Raw genomic sequence first — 19,352 nt, 5'->3', positions numbered from 1 at the left:
GTAATCGATTGCTCACAGTATCATAAACAATCAAATTTGCGGTATTACTCTTTAAAGTCGTTCGCTTCCAGCTCATGGCGCGACAGCAGTTTATAAAACTCTGTGCGGTTTCGCCCGGCCATGCGCGCGGCATGCGTCACGTTGCCCTTGGTGATTTGCAGCAGCTTACGCAGATAGTTCAGCTCAAACTGATTACGCGCTTCAACAAACGTCGGCAGCGCGGTGTTTTCGCCTTCAAGCGCCTGCTCCACCAGCGCATCGCTGATCACCGGCGAGGAGGTCAGCGCCACGCACTGTTCGATCACGTTCACCAGTTGGCGCACGTTACCCGGCCAGCCTGCGGTCATCAGCCGTTTCATTGCATCGGTTGAAAACGCGCGCACGAACGGCTTATGTCTGTCCGCCGACTGACGCAAAAGATGATTCGCCAGCAGCGGAATATCTTCCGCGCGCTCCGCCAGCGCCGGGATCTTCAGATTGACGACGTTCAGGCGGTAGTAGAGATCTTCGCGGAACTCTTTACGCTCCATCGCTTTTGGCAAATCACGGTGAGTAGCCGAGATAATCCGTACGTTAATGTCGATATCACGGTTGCTGCCCAGCGGGCGCACTTTGCGCTCCTGCAACACGCGCAGCAGTTTGACCTGCAATGGCGCGGGCATATCACCAATTTCATCAAGGAAAAGCGTCCCGCCTTCTGCGGCCTGGAAAAGCCCTTCCCTGCTGCTCACCGCGCCCGTAAACGCGCCGCGCGCATGACCAAAGAGTTCAGATTCCAGCAGTTGTTCAGGAAGCGCACCGCAGTTGATGGCGATAAATGCGTTTTTGCTGCGCGGGCTGGCGTTGTGAATCGCCTGCGCCAGGATCTCTTTCCCGGTCCCGCTCTGCCCATTAATCAGCAGACTGACGTCCGATTGTGCGACCATGCGCGCCTGCTCCAGCAAGCGCAGCATAATCGGGCTGCGCGTCACGATGGATTCACGCCATTTTTCATCAACGGACGGCGCGGAATGTTCCAGCGCATCGTCGATCGCTTTATACAACGCGTCTTTGTCCACCGGCTTGGTCAGGAAGCTAAATACCCCCTGCTGTGTTGCGGCGACCGCATCAGGAATCGAGCCATGCGCCGTGAGAATAATGACCGGCATTCCAGGCTGCAGCTTCTGGATTTCAACGAACAGCTGCATGCCATCCATCTCGTCCATGCGCAGATCGCTGATCACCAGATCGATTTTCTCTCGACCAAGCGTTTTCAGCGCTTCCTGCCCACTTTCGGCAGTGACAACGCTGTAACCCTCGCTGACCAGGCGCATTCCCAACAGCTTCAGCAAGCCGGGATCGTCATCCACCAGCAGGAGATGGGCAGGTTTGCGACTTGTCATGGCTTCACGTCCTCTTGTTTCGAAGTATCACTGTCCTCATCAGGCGTTTTGGCCGGCTGTGCGTTGGTCTTAGAAGCATCCGGTAAATAGTTGCTGGCCGGTTTACGCGTGGACAGCTGACGCTCAATATCCGTAAGGTTTTCCAGCTTGCGCGTCGTGGTCTCAAGCTGCGCGCGCAAATACTGTTGTTGTGACCGAAGCGTATCCAGTTCACCGTCCGCAGATTGTTGCAATTTACCGTAGCGGAAGCGCTCTTCGGCAAGCTGCAATTGCAGAACCTGCCCGTCACGCCAGAGTTGATATACCGGGCGCACTTGCGCAGGAATTTGTGGGCTGAGCGCATCCATCCGCGTGGTATTCACACGACGCTCGACCGGGTTAATTTTGGCATTGGCCAGCAGGATGCCGCGTTTGAAACTGTCCTGCCAGGTATCATCAGCCCACTGGTGGGCCTGCGCGCGCGCCGCCGCTGGTGACAACCGATCGGCGCAATCAATGCCACGCAACCAGAACAGAGGGTTCGCTTCGACGTCGTGGCCGCTCAGCTGCCAGATGTTTTCGCACTCTGTCGAGAGAAAATCGGCCAACTGATGCTCAGGTAATTTATCGTCTTGTTTATCGCTGATTGCACTTTTCGGCGTATGGGCAACGCATCCCGCCAGCAGCAGACATGGCAGACCCGTACGGATAATTTTACTGGAAAACACCGCGTTAATGGCGCGAGAAAAGACGTGTAACATACTCACCAGACTTAGATTCATTGCATTGATTTTTCCGGCTCAAGAGGCAGTTCGATACGAAAGCAAACATCCGCGCGATCGTCATGCGAGATATACAACTCGCCGTGCATACGCCGTATGCAATCGCGGGCAATACTTAAGCCCAACCCGCTCCCCTTTACCGCACCTTTTCGCTGATGACTTCCCTGGAAAAAGGGCTCAAAAATCATCTTTTTTTCGTCATCCGGAATGGGATCTCCGGTATTGGCGACATCCACACACACCCGCGATCCCTGGGTGAAACTACGAATATAAATGTTACCGGATTCAGTACCATAGTGCACCGCATTGGAATAAAGATTATCCAGTACACTCATTAATAGCATAGGCTCTGCAAAACAGACTGGCTCCTGGAGATCCAGTTCGGTATGCATCATTTTAGCTCGCGCTGGCAAGCTGTGGGCGGAGAGCACCATATCCACCAGCGGTTCGATCTCAACGCGTTCCAGTTCAACCGCGCCATCGGCCAGTTTACGGTTGTAATCAAGCAGTTGTTCAATCAGTTTTTGCAGATTACGGCTACTGGCGTCGAGGATCTCGACGATCTCTTTTTGCTCGGCGGTTAACGGCCCTGCCACTTCATCGGCGAGCAATTCAGTTCCTTCGCGCATGCTGGCAAGCGGCGTTTTTAATTCGTGGGAGATATGGCGTAAAAATTGGTGGCGCTGTGATTCCAGCCACGCCAGCCTCTCCGAGAGCCAGATAATGCGTTGACCCACGGAACGCAATTCCCGTGGCCCTTTAAAGACCACGGTATTTCCGAGGGACTTTCCTTCCCCCAGAAGATTAATCATCCGTTCGATGCCTTTTACCGGGCCGATGATCATTCGGGTAAACAGCAGCACCAGCGCCAGGCTGACCATAAACAGCACCAGCGCTTGCCAGCCAAAGAACTGACCGCGCTCGGCGATTTCCTGTTGCAGCTGCTGCCCACGCGAAAAAATAACGGTACGGGTTGTTTGCACCATCTCGGTATTGGCGCTGGCAAACGCTTCGAGCCGGACAGTTGCGACCTCATCAGGCCCACTGTTTTTGCACTGCAATTGCCCCAGATCGTTCAGATCCTGGCGCAACGCCTGATACAGCTTATCGTCCGGGAGCACACCCGCATGCGCGTCCAGCATTTCGCTGTAGCGTTTGCGTTGATTTTGATAGACCTTTTCCAGCGTACGGTCGTCCAGCACGCAATACTGGCGATAGCTGCGCTCCATTTCCAGCGCGGCGTTGGTCATCGCTTCGCTGCGTCGGGCATCAATGAGCGTCGTGCGGTTAGTCTGCGCGGCCTGGGCGCTGAGCGCATTAAGGCTTTGCCACGCCTGCCATGCCAGCACCAACAGGGGTAACAAGATGAGCAGGAAGGCCATCATAACAAGCTGTCGCAGGGAGCGAGGAAAAACAGACCAGCGTTTCAACGCATGACTCTCTCAGTGAGGGGGGTCTGGAGAGCGTACCGAGTCTGACCTTCAGATACAACAAAGCCGGGTAAAAACCCGGCTTTGTTATGAAATGAGGCGGTGCCTTACTCGACGTTTCGCCCGGAGCCTGATAAAGCGTGAGCAATAATCAGTAGTTGGACGGCAGGCACCTTTTTGTGCGTCATTCGAAGTTTATGTAGCGCGTCCCGAAGGGGCTGACATAAGAGGGTGAATGAGCCACTGATTAATATTATGCAACAGCCGTGCCAAAAATCAAAACAAAATATTAACATTATGAAATATATGACTTTTACTACAACATCGTGTTACTTATTGCCTGAATGATTTCCAGGCTAAGTGTCGCTCATTGGCTACACCTTATTTCAAACTTCCAGACTGCTTTATAAATCATAGCGTTAAGTGTCGCCTTTTAGAGACACGACAACTGTACCATTGTCGTGTAATACCGACACCTAAAGATGCGTGATATCACAATGAAAAAACCCGGCGCGCAGATGCGAACCGGGCTTTGAAAGCACATCTCATCCACCGGACGTAACGATTATCGTCCGGCGAGAGGCAGATGGATTACCCCAACTGCTTGCGCGCATTGCGGAAAATGCGCATCCATGGGCTGTCTTCGCCCCAGTTTTCCGGATGCCACGAGTTGCTGACAGTACGGAATACACGCTCCGGATGCGGCATCATAATGGTTACACGGCCACTTTCGTTGGTCACTGCGGTAATGCCGTTCGCCGAGCCGTTCGGGTTTGCCGGGTAGTTCTGCGTCACATTGCCGTTGTTATCGACAAAGCGCAGCGCCACCAGACCTTTACTTTCGAGCGTTGCGAGATGCGCAGCGTCACGCAGTTCAACTTGCCCTTCGCCATGCGAAACCGCAATCGGCATCTGTGAACCCACCATACCTTGCAACAGCAGCGACGGGCTTTGAGTGACTTCGACCAGGCTAAAGCGCGCTTCAAAGCGGTCCGACTGGTTACGTACAAAGCGCGGCCAGGCTTCACTACCCGGGATAACTTCGCGCAGATTGGACATCATCTGGCAACCGTTACACACGCCCAATGCCAGCGTCTGTGGACGATGGAAGAAGGTTTCGAACTCATCGCGCACGCGGTTGTTGAAGAGAATGGACTTCGCCCAGCCTTCACCCGCGCCCAGCACGTCACCGTAGGAGAAGCCGCCGCAGGCCACCAGCGCCTGGAAGTCTTCAAGGCCCATACGGCCAGCCAACAGGTCGCTCATGTGGACGTCGATAGCATCGAAGCCTGCACGGTGGAACGCTGCCGCCATCTCAACGTGGGAGTTCACGCCCTGCTCGCGCAGCACCGCCACTCTCGGACGCGCACCGGTCGAAATATACGGAGCCGCAATATCTTCGTTGATATCGAAAGAGAGCTTCACATTCAGGCCAGGATCGTTATCGTTGGCTTTCGCCTCATGCTCCTGGTCAGCGCATTCCGGGTTATCACGCAGGCGCTGCATCTGCCAGGTGGTTTCAGCCCACCACATGCGAAGTCGGGAGCGGCTCTCGCTATACACCGCATGGCCGTCCGCTTCAATGACAAAGCGGTCGCCCGCTACGGCTTTACCCAGATAATGCACGCAATCAGCCAGACCGTGCTGTTCAAGCAACGCTTCAACAGCCTCGCGATCCGCCGCACGTACCTGAATCACCGCACCCAGCTCTTCGTTGAACAGGGCCGCCAGACGATCGTTACCCAGCCCAGCAATATTCACTTCCACGCCGCAGTGGCCGGTAAAGGCCATCTCAGCCAGAGTAACCATCAGGCCACCGTCTGAACGGTCGTGGTAGGCCAGCAGTTGGCGCGCAGCAACCAGCGCCTGAATCGCATTGTAGAAGCCTTTCAGCTGAGCCACATCGCGTACGTCAGCAGGTTTGTCACCGAGTTGACGGTACACTTGCGCCAGCGCGGTCGCGCCCAGCGCGTTGTGCCCTTTACCCAGGTCGATAAGCAACAGGGCGTTATCGTCGGTAGACAGCTGCGGTGTGATGGTATGACGCACATCGTCAACACGCGCAAATGCGGTAATCACCAGCGACAGCGGAGACGTCATCTCGCGCTGCTGATTGCCTTCCTGCCAGCGGGTTTTCATCGACATTGAGTCTTTGCCCACCGGAATGGTCAGGCCCAGCGCCGGACACAGCTCTTCGCCTACCGCTTTCACCGCTTCGTACAGCCCCGCGTCTTCACCAGGGTGGCCTGCGGCCGCCATCCAGTTTGCGGACAATTTGATGCGTTTGATGTCGCCAATCTGCGTGGCCGCAATGTTCGTCAGCGCTTCGCCAACAGCCAGACGCGCAGAAGCAGCAAAGTCGAGCAGTGCGACAGGCGTACGTTCGCCCAGCGCCATCGCTTCGCCATAGTAGCTATCGAGGCTCGCGGTCGTAACCGCGCAGTTCGCCACCGGGATCTGCCACGGGCCAACCATTTGATCGCGTGCCACCATACCGGTCACGGAACGGTCACCGATGGTCACCAGGAAGGTTTTCTCTGCCACCGCAGGCAGATGCAGCACGCGGTTTACCGCATCAGCAATCGTCACACCCTGCAGATCCAGCGCCTTACCCGTCGCTTTACGGGTTTGCACGTCGCGGGTCATTTTTGGTGTTTTGCCCAGCAGCACGTCCAGCGGCAGATCGATCGGCTGATTGTCGAAATGCGGATCGTTCATGGTCAGGTGCAGCTCTTCTGTCGCTTCGCCAATCACCGCGTACGGCGCGCGCTCGCGGCGGCACAGCTCGTCAAACAGCGGCAACTGATCGGCAGCAACGGCCATCACGTAGCGTTCCTGGGATTCGTTACACCAGATTTCCAGCGGGCTCATGCCTGGCTCATCGCTCAAAATATCGCGCAGATTGAAGCGGCCACCGCGGCCGCCATCGCTCACCAGCTCTGGCATGGCGTTCGAAAGACCGCCCGCGCCGACGTCGTGGATAAACAGAATCGGGTTGGCATCGCCAAGCTGCCAGCAGCGGTCGATCACTTCCTGACAGCGACGTTCCATTTCCGGGTTGTCGCGTTGAACGGAGGCAAAATCAAGGTCTGCGTCAGATTGACCGGACGCCATAGAAGACGCCGCGCCGCCGCCAAGACCGATATTCATGGCCGGACCGCCCAGGACGATAAGTTTAGCGCCCACGACGATCTCGCCTTTTTGGACGTGATCGGCGCGAATATTGCCGATCCCACCCGCCAGCATGATCGGTTTGTGATACCCGCGCAGCTCTTCGCCGTTATGGCTGTCGACTTTTTCTTCATAGGTACGGAAGTAGCCGTTCAGGGCCGGGCGACCAAATTCGTTGTTAAAGGCTGCGCCACCCAGCGGGCCTTCGGTCATGATATCGAGCGCGGTGACAATGCGATCCGGCTTGCCGAAATCTTCTTCCCACGGCTGTTCAAAGCCAGGAATACGCAAGTTTGAAACGGAGAAGCCCACCAGCCCTGCTTTTGGTTTCGCGCCACGTCCGGTTGCGCCTTCGTCACGAATTTCGCCGCCGGAGCCTGTCGCCGCACCTGGCCATGGCGAAATCGCCGTCGGGTGGTTATGCGTTTCGACCTTCATCAGGATATGCGTTGGTTCCTGGTGGAAGTCATAGCGCCCTGCTTCGCGATCGGCGAAAAAGCGGCCCACTTCAGACCCTTCCATGACCGCCGCGTTGTCTTTATACGCAGACAGCACGTGCTCAGGGTTTTTCTCAAAGGTGTTTTTAATCATTTTGAACAGCGACTTTGGCTGTTCTTCGCCGTCGATAATCCAGTCGGCGTTAAAAATCTTATGGCGACAATGCTCAGAGTTCGCCTGCGCGAACATATACAGTTCGATGTCGTTAGGGTTGCGGTTCAGCTTAATGAACGCATCCTGCAGGTAGTCAATTTCGTCATCCGCGAGCGCCAGCCCTAAACGCAGGTTGGCGTCAATCAGCGCCTGGCGGCCCAAGCCCAGCAGATCCACGCTTTGCACGGGTGCCGGCTGATGATGGGAAAACAGCTGTTGCGCGTCGTCCAGAGAGGCAAACACGCTCTCCATCATGCGATCGTGCAGCTCAGCGGCTACCGTCTGCCACTGTTCATCTGTCAACGTCGAGGCTTCAACGTAATACGCTACGCCGCGTTCCAGACGATTGATCTGGCTCAGGCCGCAGTTGTGGGCGATGTCAGTCGCTTTAGAAGACCAGGGGGAGATGGTGCCCGGACGAGGTGTAGCAAGAATCAGTTTACCGGTCGGCGTGTGGCTGCTCAGACTCGGACCATACTTGAGCAGGCGTTCGAGCTGCGCTCGCTGTTCTGCATTTAAAGGAGCATTCAGGTCGGCAAAATGGACATACTCAGCGTAAATAGTGCTTACCGGAAGGCCGTCAGCCTGAAAACGTGCCAGCAGTTTGTTGATACGGAAGGCAGATAGTGCAGGCGAACCACGCAGAATTTCCATCATAAGTCTCTCGTCTTCGAAGCGCTTGAGGCGCTTACAGTGTGCGCAAGGGGAAAACGGGCGTCATTATAGAGAATCCTGAGCGCCGACGAAACCGTTTGCGTCGAAATAAAATCATTCTGAATTTTTATCGATTGGTGTTACCTGTCTCTGTAATTAGTTGCCAACTGGCGCAAGTTTACGCAAAATGCCGCTCATTCAATGGTAAACCTTATTCTTAACATGACTACAGCACACTGAGGCATCGCACGGCGCAGAGAATTAACTAATTGAAAAAATTCAAGATTAATTATCTGCTCATCGGCATAGTCACCTTGCTGCTGGCAGCGGCCTTATGGCCTTCTATTCCCTGGTTTGGCAAAGCCGAAAACCGTATCGCCGCGATTCAGTCGCGGGGGGAACTGCGCGTCAGTACTCTCGACTCCCCGCTGACCTATAACAATGTGAATGGCAAAATCATTGGCCTGGACTATGAACTGGCGCAACAGTTTGCCGATTACCTTGGCGTAAAGCTCAAAATCACCGTTCGCCAGAATATCAGCCAGCTGTTTGACGACCTGGATAATGACGATGCCGACCTGCTGGCCGCAGGGCTTGTGTATAACAGCGAGCGGAGCAAAAACTATCAACCTGGCCCGACATACTATTCTGTTTCGCAACAGGTGGTATACCGCGTCGGTGGCGTTCGCCCGCGTACGATGGCCACGCTCAACGATCAGCAGCTCACCGTCGCACCGGGGCACGTGGTCATTGACGATCTGCGTGCGCTGAAAGAGAAAAAATATCCGGATCTGAGCTGGAAAGTCGATGAGAAACTCGGCACGACTGCGCTGCTGGAGCAAGTGAAAGACAAAAAGCTGGCGTACACGATCGCCGATTCTGTTGCGATCAGTTTTTTCCAGCGCGTTCATCCAGAAATCGCCGTTGCGCTTGATGTAACCGATGAACAGCCCGTCACCTGGTTTAGTCCGCTCGACGACGATCAGACGCTTTCCGCCGCCATACTCGATTTCTTTAATTCCATGAATGAAGAAGGCATCCTGGCGCGGCTTGAAGAGAAATATCTTGGGCACGGCGGTGATTTTGATTACGTTGATACCCGCAGCTTCCTGCGTGCCGTTGACAGCGTGTTGCCCGATTTGCAGCCCCTCTTTGAGAAATACGCCGAGGAAATTGACTGGCGTCTGCTGGCGGCTATCTCCTATCAGGAATCACATTGGGATGCCCAGGCGACGTCACCGACCGGTGTGCGCGGGCTGATGATGCTCACCAAAAATACCGCACAAAGTCTCGGCCTGACCGATCGCACCGACGCCGAACAGAGCATCAGCGGCGGCGCGCGCTATTTGCAGGACATGATGGCAAAAGTACCGGATACCGTACCGGAAGAAGAGCGGATTTGGTTTGCGCTCGCGGCCTACAATATGGGCTACGCGCATATGCTCGACGCCCGTGCGTTGACGGCGAAAACGAAAGGAAACCCGGACAGCTGGTCCGACGTTAAACAGCGTTTGCCACTCCTAAGCCAGAAACCCTGGTACAACAAGCTGACCTACGGCTATGCGCGTGGGCATGAGGCTTACGCCTATGTGGAAAATATCCGGAAATATCAGATAAGCCTTGTGGGTTATCTGATGGAAAAGGAAAAGGAAGTGACACAGGCCAAGCAGATCGCGCAGAGCTATCCGGTGGTTTCACCGCATGAACTCAATCACCCGGCGACGACGTCGATTCTGCCTTTTGTTGCTTTTTCTGCTGACGGCGCATTCGAAAGAAATCACTTAATAGCCCCGAACACTCTGGTGCAAGCACCCCGTCGATAATCTGCACCTGATGGTTCATACCCGGATGCCGTAGCACGTCCATCAGCGATCCCGCTGCGCCTGTTTTTTCGTCGCGCGCCCCAAAGACCAGCGTCCCGATGCGACTGTGTACCATCGCACCAGAGCACATCACGCAAGGTTCCAGCGTGACGTACAGCGTGGTTTCGAGCAGACGATAGTTTTGTAGTACCAGACCGCCCTGACGCAGCGCCATAATTTCAGCATGTGCAGTCGGATCGTGACGCCCAATCGGGCGGTTCCACCCTTCCCCAATCACTTGGTTGTTATGTACCAGAACGGCACCCACGGGCACTTCGCCCTCATCCCAAGCGCGTTTGGCAAGCTGAAGCGCATGGCGCATCCAGTATTCATGATTGAGTTCAAGGTCGGACAACGGATAATACTCCAGTCTGAAAAGCGGGCGCATTATACACACCCGTTATGATTAACACTATTCCAGTTGCTGAAGTTCACCAGACGGCGTGACTCGCCAGCGGTGCTGGCAAAAGTAGAGCAGTGGGTTATCTTGTTTGCTGTCGCTGTAACCGCTGTACAGCCGCAGCGGAGTGCCGATTTTTTTCTCAAGTTGAACGACTTTCTCATGCCCGAGGCAGCGCAGGGTCAGCACCCAACCACCATAGGCTCGGCCAATTTGGGTGGCGATAAGATTTACGCGTGGCAGCCACGGCGTATCAAAATAGACCTGCTCCACCAGCGGCTGGGGAGAACCGGTAATTAACCAGATATCGGCATCATTAGCATTCAGATAGGTGGTCAGACGTTCCTGGACTACCGGAAAGGCGATGACATGCTCACGGAACCACAGGGCAAAATCCTGTTGAAGCTGCATGAGCCGCGCCTCACTGTGACCAAAAGTACATCCCCATAACAGCAGGCTCATCGGCCAACGAGCCGCGCGTCCTTTAATCAACAGCGCGATGCCAATCACCGGCAAAAGAGGCAGCACGAGCAGCGCATTGAGGGGCTGGCGGCGCAGCAGATAGCGCATAAATGTGCCAAACATATCCTGCTGATGCAGCGTTCCATCTAAATCGAAAAAGACAACACGTCGCTCGTGATTAACCAAACCTTACTCCTCTGGATCGTTGAACCCTAACAGCCAGGTAAACAGGAACCCGGCTATTACTGCTATTAGATAGCCTAACAGATAGAGCATGACTTTTCCGGTCACGATGGTTAATGCCAGCGGTAAACCTGAAATGCCAAAGGTAATAACGGTTGCCACTTTCCAGTAGCTGATCAGCGCCCCGCCCACGGCACCACCCAGACACGCACCGAGGAACGGTTTGCCGAGCGGGAGCGTGACGCCAAAAATAAGCGGCTCGCCGATACCCAACAGCCCCACCGGCAGCGCCCCTTTGATGACCTTTTTCAGTCGGGCGTTACGCGTTTTCATCAGTACCGCAATGGCCGCACCCACTTGTCCAACGCCCGCCATCGACAGGATTGGCAGCAGGGCGTTATAGCCATGCGCCTGAACCAGTTCAACGTGAATCGGCACCAGCCCCTGATGTAAACCGGTTAATACCAGTGGCAGGAAGGTCCCGGACAGAATCGCCCCAACCAGCAGGCCACCGCGATCGATAGCTAAAGAAGCACCGTGAGCAATGGCCTCTGAGATCCAACCGCCTAGCGGTTGCAGCGCCACAATCGCGATACTCCCAGTGATCAGCGTCGTCAGTAGCGGATTAAGGATTAACTCAATTGAGCCAGGCAGCAGGCTGCGCAGCTTTTTCTCCACCCAGCACATCAGAACGACCACCAACAGCACCGCGATTACGCCACCCCGCCCCGGCTGGAGCGCCTCACCAAACAGCGTGATCTGCGCCAACTGCGGGCTGGAAAGGATCCCCGCCATTACGCCGCCCATCGCCAGCGATCCGCCAAACACCTTCGCGGCATTGACGCCGACCAGGATATTCATAATGGCAAATACTGCGCTGCCGAATATGCCCAGGATCCCCAGCATATTGGGATACTGCGTTGCGAAATCCCCGACGATGTCTGGCCGCTTGAGAATATTGATAATGCCAGTAATCAGACCAGAGGCGATAAACGCAGGAATCAGCGGAATAAAGACGTTAGCCAGCTGTCGCAGCGCATCGCTCATTGGCGCTTTATATTTGGCTTTCGCCTGCGCTTTGGTGCGTTCGGCATCATCAAGTACGCCAGCACCGCCTGCCCCCATTAACGCCCGCATCGCATCGACAACCTGCGCGGCTTTACCCGGCCCGACAATCAGCTGGTGCTGGGCACCTTGTTTGACGTATCCGCTGACGCCAGAGAGCTTTTTCAGACGAGCAATATCAAGCCGATCGTCATCCTGAACTTCTACTCGTACCCGCGTCATGCAGTTTTCAAGACGCAGAATATTTTTCTCTCCGCCAATCCCCTGCAAAATCTCGCTGGCGAGCGCTGCTGTTTTTTCCATACACGCCTCTGTTATTTTTAGTTTTCCAACGCCGCTCGCAAGAAACCGTGATGAGCGTCGAGCTTAGCGCGCGCCGCCGCGGCGTCTAGCCCACTCAGAATCATCAGAATGGCGGGTTTCACATCGTGATCGGTTTTTTTGAGCGCAGCCTCAGCCTCTTCACGACTGGCCCCTGTCGCCTGCACCACCATGCGGCAGGCTCTGTCCACCAGCTTGATATTGGTGGCTTGCATATCCACCATCAGGTTCTGGTAGACCTTGCCGAATTTCACCATCGCACCGGTAGAGATCATGTTGAGCACCAGCTTTTGCGCCGTGCCGGATTTAAGCCGCGTCGAGCCAGTCAACGCTTCTGGCCCCACAACCGGCGAGATCGCAATCGCCGCGATCTGGGCAATCGGCGAACCCGGATTGCAGGAGATAGCGACCGTGGTGCAGCCCTGCTGTTTGGCATATTCCAGTCCACCGATGACGTACGGTGTGCGCCCGGACGCGGCCAGACCGACCACGACATCATTAGCACTCAGATTAACGGCCATGAGATCGTCTGCGCCCAGTTGCTGATTGTCCTCAGCCCCTTCAACCGCTTTTAATAATGCGCCGGGTCCGCCTGCAATCAGGCCAAGAACCAGACCGTGCGGCACGCCAAAGGTTGGCGGACATTCAGACGCATCCAGCACCCCCAGCCGCCCGCTGGTCCCTGCGCCCATGTAAATTATGCGTCCACCAGCTTTAAGCGCATCGGCTGCCGCATCCACGGCTTTAGCGACCTCGGGCAATGTCTCTTTCACTGCCAGCGCGACCAGCGTATCCTGTTGATTAAAACGGGTTACAAGGTCAAAGGTGGACAATGCATCCAGGTCCATGGTTTGTGGATTACGTGATTCTGAAACTAGCGAGCCAAGATTCATCTTTTGTACCTCAGGAATTTTTAATTCATAATACTCGTACTATAGTGGAATATAAAATTCATTCAGGTGAGCAAACTTCGATTTGCTGCGGCTATCACATTTTCGCCAGGAGGACGTATGAACTGCTTAATCCGTATTCGCCAGCGTTATGCGGGCTTTGCCCAGAGCGACAAAAAACTGGCGGATTTCCTGCTGGCGCAGCCCGATCATGCGCGTCACTTAAGCTCTCAACAGCTCGCCAGCGAAGCGGGAGTCAGCCAGTCGAGCGTCGTTAAATTTGCGCAAAAGATTGGGTTTAAAGGCTTTCCGGCACTAAAACTGGCGATCAGCGAAGCGCTGGTCAACAACCCAAATCCGCAATCCATGCCGCTGCACAATCAGATTCGCGGTGATGACCCGATGCGGCTCGTCGGGGAAAAACTCATCAAGGAGAACGTGACGGCAATGCACGCCACGCTTGATGTGAATAGCGAAGAAAAACTGCTCGAGAGTGTCGCCATGCTGCGCAGTGCGAGACGGATCATTCTGACGGGTATTGGCGCATCCGGACTGGTGGCGCGGAACTTTGGCTGGAAGCTAACGAAAATTGGTTACAACGCCATGGCCGAACAGGATATGCATGCCCTCCTGTCGACGGTTCAGGCTATGGCTCCAGACGATCTGTTGGTGGCAATTTCGTATTCCGGCGAGCGGCGTGAAATCAATCTGGCCTCTGATGAGGCGCTGCGTGTGGGCGGGAAGATCCTGGCGATCACCGGTTTTACGCCTAACGCCCTGCAACAACGCGCCACGCGTTGCCTGTACACCATTGCTGAGGAACAAGCGACGCGCAGCGCGGCGATTTCGTCCACCAGCGCGCAGATGATGCTGACGGATTTGCTCTTTGTGGCGCTCGTACAGCAGGATTTAGAACATGCGCCGGAGCGTATTCGTCATAGCGAAGAGCTGGTAAAAAAACTGGTTTGAGCAGGGAATGAGCGTATAATGCCCGCCCTGTTTGTGATGTTTCTGAGATTTTCCTGATGGCGCTGTTAATCACCAAAAAATGCATCAATTGCGATATGTGCGAACCCGAATGCCCTAACGAGGCGATTTCGATGGGTGACAGCATTTATGAGATTAACAGCGATCGCTGTACCGAATGCATCGGTCATTACGAGACGCCGACTTGTCAGAAAGTGTGCCCTATTCCAAACACCATCCTCAAGGATCCTGCGCATGTGGAATCAGAAGAGCAGCTGTGGGACAAATTTGTACTGATGCACCACGCGGACAAAGTTTAACTTTCGAGAATTACCGTCGCACAGGCGTAGCGTCGTTCATCCGCCAGCGTCACGTGCATATTGACCACGCCAAGCTTCTCAGCCAGTTTTTGCGCCTCACCCCATAAACGCAGGCGCGGTTTGCCCAGTTCATCGTTAAACACCTCAAACTGATTAAAAGCCAGTCCGTTGCGGATGCCCGTGCCAAAGGCTTTGGCTGCTGCCTCTTTGACCGCAAAACGCTTCGCCAGAAAACGCACCGGCTGTTGATGCGTTTCCCAGATAGCCCATTCATTGTCGCTCAGCACGCGTCTCGCCAGGCGATCGCCACTCCGGGCGATCACCGCTTCGATACGGCCGATTTCAACGATGTCCGTGCCTAAGCCCAGAATCGCCATTACTGACGCGCTTCCAGCATCAGACGTTTCATTTCCGACACCGCCTCTTTAAGACCGCTCATCACCGCACGCCCGATAATGGCGTGCCCGATGTTCAGTTCGAACATCTCTGGAATTTCCGCAATTGCTTTAACATTGTGATACGTCAGACCATGCCCGGCGTTAACCTTCAAGCCGAGGCTGGCGGCGTAAGTTGCCGCTTTCGCGATGCGGGCGAGTTCTTTAGCCTGCGTGGCTTCATCTTCAGCATCGGCATAGCAGCCGGTATGAATTTCGATGTACGGCGCGCCGACCGCAGCGGCCGCTTTTATCTGCTCAACATCGGCGTCGATAAACAGAGAAACCAGAATTCCGGCGTCAGCGAGGCGTTTGCAGGCATCGCGCATTTTATCCTGCTGCCCGGCGACATCTAGCCCACCTTCAGTGGTCACTTCCTGACGCTTTTCCGGCACCAGGCAGCAAAAATGTGGTTTGGTTTCACAGGCAATCGCCAGCATCTCTTCCGTGACCGCCATTTCCAGATTCATGCGGGTATCCAGCGTCTGGCGCAAAATTTTCACATCGCGGTCAGTGATATGACGGCGATCTTCACGCAAATGAACGGTAATACCGTCTGCGCCCGCCTGCTCGGCAATAAACGCCGCCTGAACCGGATCAGGATATGCCGTACCGCGCGCATTACGCAGCGTGGCGATGTGATCAATGTTGACGCCTAACAGTAATTCAGCCATGACAATCCTCGGTTTTCTCGTTGTTCGTTAACGCTTTGGCACAAACTGCCTGAATAATTCTCGGCTCTTTAAGGGCTTGCCACCAAGATACGGCTTGAGGGCGATTCGGGTAAAGCGTTTTGCCGCGCGTAAGGTGTCCTGATCGGGAAATTCACGCTCGGACAGGGCCCGGAGATGTCGCCCCGTAAAGGTGGTGTTATCAATGACGATACTGGCGATAAAACCTTTCTCTTCCCGATAACGGTAGGTCATGGTGTCATCGACGGAATCCCCGCTCCCCGCGCAATGCAGAAAATCGACGCCGTAGCCAAGATGCCCGAGCAGGGCCAGCTCAAACCGACGTAATGCCGGTTCCGGCGAATCCGTTGCGCCAGCCAGCGCCTGGATACAGTGCAGATAATCAAAAAAGAGTTCAGAGAAGCGTGTCTCATGTTCCAGAACGCGTGAGATGAGTTCGTTGACATACAGGCCGCTGTAAAGCGTGATACCGGAAAGGGGAAGCGCCAGAGAGACGGCTTCAGCACTGCGCAGGGTTTTGACTTCCCCGCGTCCACCAAAGCGCACTAAAAGAGGGGTAAAAGGTTGCAGAGCCCCTTTCAGATTCGAACGTTTGGATCGTGCGCCTTTTGCCACAAGACGCACGCGACCAGATTCTTCCGTGAAGACGTCCAGCATGAGGCTGGTTTCGCTCCAGGGACGACTATGCAGGACGAATGCGCGCTGCCAGCCTTCCATCATACTCGTCGTCTTTCACGCTGCAGGTGCGTTGGTTGTACCCGTTCACCCTGGTCGTTTACCGAAGTAAGCTCCCGAAGATTCGCGATCTTGCCGCATGACTCGGCGTCTGGCCTCGCTCCTGCGGAGCCAGCGCAAGCGCTGTTCAAAACACGGTGTGTTTTGTCCTGCAGCGTGGAAGCCATTAAGCAGGAAAACTTAGACGTCGTCGCCGTAACCGAGGCTGCGCAGTGCGCGCTCATCATCGGCCCAGCCAGACTTGACCTTCACCCACAGTTCGAGGTGTACCGGTGCTTCAAACATGTCCTGCATGTCTTTACGGGCTTCAATACCGATGGTTTTAATCTTGGAACCTTTGTTACCAATCACCATCTTCTTCTGCCCTTCGCGTTCGACGAGGATCAGCCCGTTGATGTCATAACCGCCGCGCTCGTTGGTTTGGAAACGCTCGATTTCTACGGTCACAGAATACGGCAGTTCAGCACCCAGGAAACGCATCAGTTTTTCACGGATGATTTCAGAGGCCATAAAGCGCTGAGAACGGTCGGTGATGTAATCTTCCGGGAAGTGATGAATCGCTTCTGGCAGATGTTTACGCACGATGCCCGCGATGGTATCCACGTTCATTCCGCTTTCCGCAGACAGCGGAACGATATCAAGGAAGTTCATCTGGCTTGCCAGGAACTGCAGGTGTGGCAGCAGATCGGCTTTCTCTTGCACGTTATCAACTTTGTTGACCGCAAGAATGACCGGTGCTCTGCCGTCACGCAGTTTGTTCAGCACCATTTCATCGTCCGCCGTCCAGCGAGTTCCTTCCACGACGAAAATGATCAGCTCAACATCACCGATCGAACTGCTCGCCGCTTTGTTCATCAGGCGGTTAATGGCACGTTTTTCTTCCATATGCAGGCCGGGAGTATCAACGTAAATTGCCTGATACTCACCTTCTGTATGGATGCCCACGATACGGTGACGCGTGGTCTGCGCCTTACGGGACGTGATTGAAATCTTCTGCCCAAGTAAGGTATTCAGCAGGGTTGACTTGCCAACGTTCGGACGTCCGACGATAGCAATAAAACCACAGTAACTTTTTTCTTCGCTCATTCCAGCTCCAGCATTTTCAACGCCTGTTCGGCGGCAGCCTGTTCAGCCTTACGGCGGCTTGAACCTGTGCCAACCACCGGTTCACTCAGGCCGCTAACCTGGCAATGGATGGTAAATTCTTGATCGTGCGCTTCACCACGGACCTGCACCACCAGATAAGATGGTAGCGGCAGATGGCGACCCTGCAGATACTCCTGCAGACGCGTTTTCGGATCTTTTTGTTTGTCGCCCGGACTGATTTCATCCAGACGCGTTTGATACCAGTTCAGAATCAGCTGCTCAACAGTCTGAATATCGCTGTCGAGGAAAACGCCACCGATTAATGCTTCGACAGTATCGGCGAGAATAGATTCACGGCGAAAACCGCCGCTTTTCAGTTCGCCGGGACCCAGTCGCAAGCATTCACCCAGTTCAAACTCGCGTGCGATTTCGGCAAGCGTATTACCGCGTACCAGCGTGGCACGCATGCGGCTCATGTCGCCTTCGTCAACGCGGGGGAAACGGTGATAAAGCGCATTCGCGATCACGTAACTCAAAATGGAGTCACCTAAAAACTCTAAACGCTCATTATGTTTGCTGCTGGCACTGCGATGGGTTAATGCCTGTTGCAATAATTCGTGATGCTGAAAAGTGTAGCCCAGCTTCCGTTGAAGCCGATTAATTACGATGGGGTTCATGCTATACCAATAAATGAATGCGTCAAAAATGCAGCACACGAAACCGACCTGAGAAAACCAACGCGGTTTCGTGTGCCGTGGCACTGGCTCTGCGCCAACCTTAAACTTCGGGGGAATATTCTATACACAACGGGTGGGGATGTCGTTAGCCAGGTGAGATTATCCCTTAAATAATTCACGTAACCACGTTTATCCGTGGTTACGTGTTCAATTCACACGATTAATGAATTGCGCCAATCCGATTCAAGCGGACGCCAGTCGGCCATTCGCCTTCTTGTTTCTCAAAGCTCATCCAAATCGCGGTCGCTTTACCTACCAGGTTGGCTTCCGGAACAAAGCCCCAATAACGGCTGTCCGCGGAATTATCGCGGTTATCACCCATCATGAAGTAATGTCCAGGCGGCACGATCCAGGTCGCTAACGGCTGACCTGACTGCTGGTAATACATACCCAGCTGATCCTGCGCAATCGGAACGGTCAAGATGCGATGCGTTACATCACCCAGCGTTTCCTTGCGTTCTACCAGGCGAATACCGTTTTCTTTAGTCTCACCTTTTGGCAACTGGAAGAAGCCACTGGTGGCTTCTCCGCCATTACGACGCGCAAAAGTCTGAACGAAGTCGCTCGGCTCAACGTTGGAATAGGTGATTGGCAGCGCGTTTTCACATGCCGTTCCGGAACTGCAACCTGGCTGAACGGTGACTTCTTTCGCTACTGGATCGTAGCTGACTTTGTCACCAGGCAAACCCACCGCACGCTTGATGTAATCCAGGCGCGGATCGTCGGGGTATTTGAAGACCACGATATCGCCGCGTTTTGGATGACCGGTTTCAATCAATGTTTTCTGGTAGATAGGATCTTTGATGCCATAAGCAAACTTCTCTACCAGAATAAAATCACCAATCAAAAGCGTTGGCATCATCGAACCTGACGGGATCTGGAAGGGTTCATAAATAAATGAACGCACCACCAAAACAATCGCCAGAACTGGGAACACGGAAGCGCCGGTTTCCAGCCAGCCCGGTTTAGGGCTGACTTTCTTCAGGGTTTTCGGATCCAGTTGATCACCCGTCGCTGCCTGCGCGGCGGCCTGACGCTGGAGACGTTTAGGGGCAAAAATAAACTTATCCAGACACCACAACAGACCCGTCACCAGTGTCGCAACGACCAGGATCAGGGCAAACATGTTCGCCATGCCAACTCCTTAGAA

17 protein-coding genes are annotated in these 19,352 nt (G+C 54.5%); 3 read left to right on the top strand and 14 right to left on the bottom strand.

Annotation, left to right across the window (positions count from 1 at the left end; all coding sequences use genetic code 11):
• Positions 1–44 precede the first annotated feature (44 nt).
• The 4 genes from glrR to purL all read right to left on the bottom strand — a co-directional run bounded on the left by glrR (position 45) and on the right by purL (position 8,052).
• Positions 45–1,382, bottom strand: coding sequence for a two-component system response regulator GlrR (gene glrR, locus AC0LWE_RS11180; protein WP_059179463.1), 1,338 nt, complete (start codon positions 1,380–1,382; stop codon positions 45–47).
• Positions 1,379–2,143, bottom strand: a complete 765-nt coding sequence (gene qseG / locus AC0LWE_RS11175) for a two-component system QseEF-associated lipoprotein QseG (protein ID WP_059179464.1) — start codon at positions 2,141–2,143, stop codon at positions 1,379–1,381. The genes glrR and qseG overlap by 4 nt, the downstream gene beginning before the upstream one ends.
• Positions 2,140–3,573 (bottom strand): two component system sensor histidine kinase QseE/GlrK, encoded by a 1,434-nt coding sequence (gene qseE / locus AC0LWE_RS11170; protein WP_106379798.1) that lies wholly within the window; start codon positions 3,571–3,573, stop codon positions 2,140–2,142. Before qseE ends, qseG begins: the two co-directional genes overlap by 4 nt.
• A 591-nt stretch (positions 3,574–4,164) precedes the next feature.
• Positions 4,165–8,052: a phosphoribosylformylglycinamidine synthase gene (purL, locus tag AC0LWE_RS11165; protein ID WP_131488358.1), complete on the bottom strand. Its 3,888-nt coding sequence runs from the start codon at positions 8,050–8,052 to the stop codon at positions 4,165–4,167.
• Positions 8,053–8,318: 266 nt separating this feature from the next.
• Here purL and mltF point away from each other — a divergent pair, with 266 nt between their 5' ends.
• Entirely contained in the window at positions 8,319–9,872 is a 1,554-nt protein-coding gene (gene mltF / locus AC0LWE_RS11160; RefSeq protein ID WP_219347490.1) for a membrane-bound lytic murein transglycosylase MltF, read from the top strand.
• Here the strand turns inward: mltF and tadA are convergent.
• Genes tadA through murQ form a run of 4 tightly spaced genes read right to left on the bottom strand, consistent with a single transcriptional unit; the run spans position 9,757 to position 13,235 of the window.
• The gene (gene tadA, locus AC0LWE_RS11155; protein ID WP_219347489.1) at positions 9,757–10,299 is read right to left on the bottom strand and encodes a tRNA adenosine(34) deaminase TadA; all 543 of its coding nucleotides are present in this window, start codon (positions 10,297–10,299) and stop codon (positions 9,757–9,759) included. The two genes, mltF and tadA, sit on opposite strands and share 116 nt — an antisense overlap.
• Positions 10,300–10,323: 24 nt before the next feature.
• Entirely contained in the window at positions 10,324–10,959 is a 636-nt protein-coding gene (yfhb, locus tag AC0LWE_RS11150) for a phosphatidylglycerophosphatase C (RefSeq protein ID WP_059179469.1), read from the bottom strand.
• A 3-nt stretch (positions 10,960–10,962) separates the two neighbouring features.
• Positions 10,963–12,324 (bottom strand): PTS transporter subunit EIIC, encoded by a 1,362-nt coding sequence (locus AC0LWE_RS11145; RefSeq protein ID WP_202667378.1) that lies wholly within the window; start codon positions 12,322–12,324, stop codon positions 10,963–10,965.
• 17 nt (positions 12,325–12,341) lie between these two features.
• The gene (gene murQ / locus AC0LWE_RS11140; RefSeq protein WP_204771558.1) at positions 12,342–13,235 is read right to left on the bottom strand and encodes an N-acetylmuramic acid 6-phosphate etherase; all 894 of its coding nucleotides are present in this window, start codon (positions 13,233–13,235) and stop codon (positions 12,342–12,344) included.
• 117 nt (positions 13,236–13,352) lie between these two features.
• On the opposite strand from murQ, the gene AC0LWE_RS11135 reads away from it, so the two are divergent.
• Together AC0LWE_RS11135 and AC0LWE_RS11130 are read left to right on the top strand one after the other, a co-directional pair.
• Complete coding sequence (locus AC0LWE_RS11135; RefSeq protein ID WP_059179472.1) at positions 13,353–14,201, top strand: MurR/RpiR family transcriptional regulator; 849 nt, start codon at positions 13,353–13,355, stop codon at positions 14,199–14,201.
• Between the two features lie 56 nt (positions 14,202–14,257).
• Positions 14,258–14,518, top strand: coding sequence for a YfhL family 4Fe-4S dicluster ferredoxin (locus AC0LWE_RS11130; RefSeq protein ID WP_059179473.1), 261 nt, complete (start codon positions 14,258–14,260; stop codon positions 14,516–14,518).
• Here the strand turns inward: AC0LWE_RS11130 and acpS are convergent.
• The 6 genes from acpS to lepB form a co-directional block, all read right to left on the bottom strand.
• Positions 14,515–14,895, bottom strand: a complete 381-nt coding sequence (gene acpS / locus AC0LWE_RS11125) for a holo-ACP synthase (protein WP_015960044.1) — start codon at positions 14,893–14,895, stop codon at positions 14,515–14,517. The two genes, AC0LWE_RS11130 and acpS, sit on opposite strands and share 4 nt — an antisense overlap.
• Positions 14,895–15,626 (bottom strand): pyridoxine 5'-phosphate synthase, encoded by a 732-nt coding sequence (pdxJ, locus tag AC0LWE_RS11120; protein ID WP_131488370.1) that lies wholly within the window; start codon positions 15,624–15,626, stop codon positions 14,895–14,897. The genes acpS and pdxJ overlap by 1 nt, the downstream gene beginning before the upstream one ends.
• Before the next feature lie 27 nt (positions 15,627–15,653).
• A complete protein-coding gene (recO, locus tag AC0LWE_RS11115; RefSeq protein ID WP_041689706.1) occupies positions 15,654–16,361 on the bottom strand; it encodes a DNA repair protein RecO in 708 nt (235 codons plus the stop codon).
• A gap of 198 nt (positions 16,362–16,559) precedes the next feature.
• Positions 16,560–17,465 carry a GTPase Era gene (era, locus tag AC0LWE_RS11110; RefSeq protein WP_015960047.1) on the bottom strand — a complete coding sequence of 302 codons (906 nt, stop codon included), beginning with the start codon at positions 17,463–17,465 and terminating at the stop codon, positions 16,560–16,562.
• Positions 17,462–18,142, bottom strand: a complete 681-nt coding sequence (rnc, locus tag AC0LWE_RS11105) for a ribonuclease III (RefSeq protein WP_015960048.1) — start codon at positions 18,140–18,142, stop codon at positions 17,462–17,464. The genes era and rnc overlap by 4 nt, the downstream gene beginning before the upstream one ends.
• Before the next feature lie 220 nt (positions 18,143–18,362).
• Positions 18,363–19,337 carry a signal peptidase I gene (lepB, locus tag AC0LWE_RS11100; protein ID WP_059179475.1) on the bottom strand — a complete coding sequence of 325 codons (975 nt, stop codon included), beginning with the start codon at positions 19,335–19,337 and terminating at the stop codon, positions 18,363–18,365.
• Positions 19,338–19,352 lie beyond the last annotated feature (15 nt).

The organism is Lelliottia sp. RD5, assembly GCF_056032945.1.
This window is presented reverse-complemented; position numbering and strand designations above follow the sequence as displayed.

Excerpts from the sequence above, each read along its gene's own strand:
- glrR (WP_059179463.1), bottom strand. The coding sequence starts at position 1,382 with ATGACAAGTCGCAAACCTGCCCATCTCCTGCTGGTGGATGACGATCCC.
- qseG (WP_059179464.1), bottom strand. The coding sequence starts at position 2,143 with ATGAATCTAAGTCTGGTGAGTATGTTACACGTCTTTTCTCGCGCCATT.
- purL (WP_131488358.1), bottom strand. The coding sequence starts at position 8,052 with ATGATGGAAATTCTGCGTGGTTCGCCTGCACTATCTGCCTTCCGTATC.
- tadA (WP_219347489.1), bottom strand. The coding sequence starts at position 10,299 with ATGCGCCCGCTTTTCAGACTGGAGTATTATCCGTTGTCCGACCTTGAA.
- AC0LWE_RS11145 (WP_202667378.1), bottom strand. The coding sequence starts at position 12,324 with ATGGAAAAAACAGCAGCGCTCGCCAGCGAGATTTTGCAGGGGATTGGC.
- murQ (WP_204771558.1), bottom strand. The coding sequence starts at position 13,235 with ATGAATCTTGGCTCGCTAGTTTCAGAATCACGTAATCCACAAACCATG.
- AC0LWE_RS11135 (WP_059179472.1), top strand. The coding sequence starts at position 13,353 with ATGAACTGCTTAATCCGTATTCGCCAGCGTTATGCGGGCTTTGCCCAG.
- AC0LWE_RS11130 (WP_059179473.1), top strand. The coding sequence starts at position 14,258 with ATGGCGCTGTTAATCACCAAAAAATGCATCAATTGCGATATGTGCGAA.
- acpS (WP_015960044.1), bottom strand. The coding sequence starts at position 14,895 with ATGGCGATTCTGGGCTTAGGCACGGACATCGTTGAAATCGGCCGTATC.
- pdxJ (WP_131488370.1), bottom strand. The coding sequence starts at position 15,626 with ATGGCTGAATTACTGTTAGGCGTCAACATTGATCACATCGCCACGCTG.
- recO (WP_041689706.1), bottom strand. The coding sequence starts at position 16,361 with ATGGAAGGCTGGCAGCGCGCATTCGTCCTGCATAGTCGTCCCTGGAGC.
- era (WP_015960047.1), bottom strand. The coding sequence starts at position 17,465 with ATGAGCGAAGAAAAAAGTTACTGTGGTTTTATTGCTATCGTCGGACGT.
- rnc (WP_015960048.1), bottom strand. The coding sequence starts at position 18,142 with ATGAACCCCATCGTAATTAATCGGCTTCAACGGAAGCTGGGCTACACT.
- lepB (WP_059179475.1), bottom strand. The coding sequence starts at position 19,337 with ATGGCGAACATGTTTGCCCTGATCCTGGTCGTTGCGACACTGGTGACG.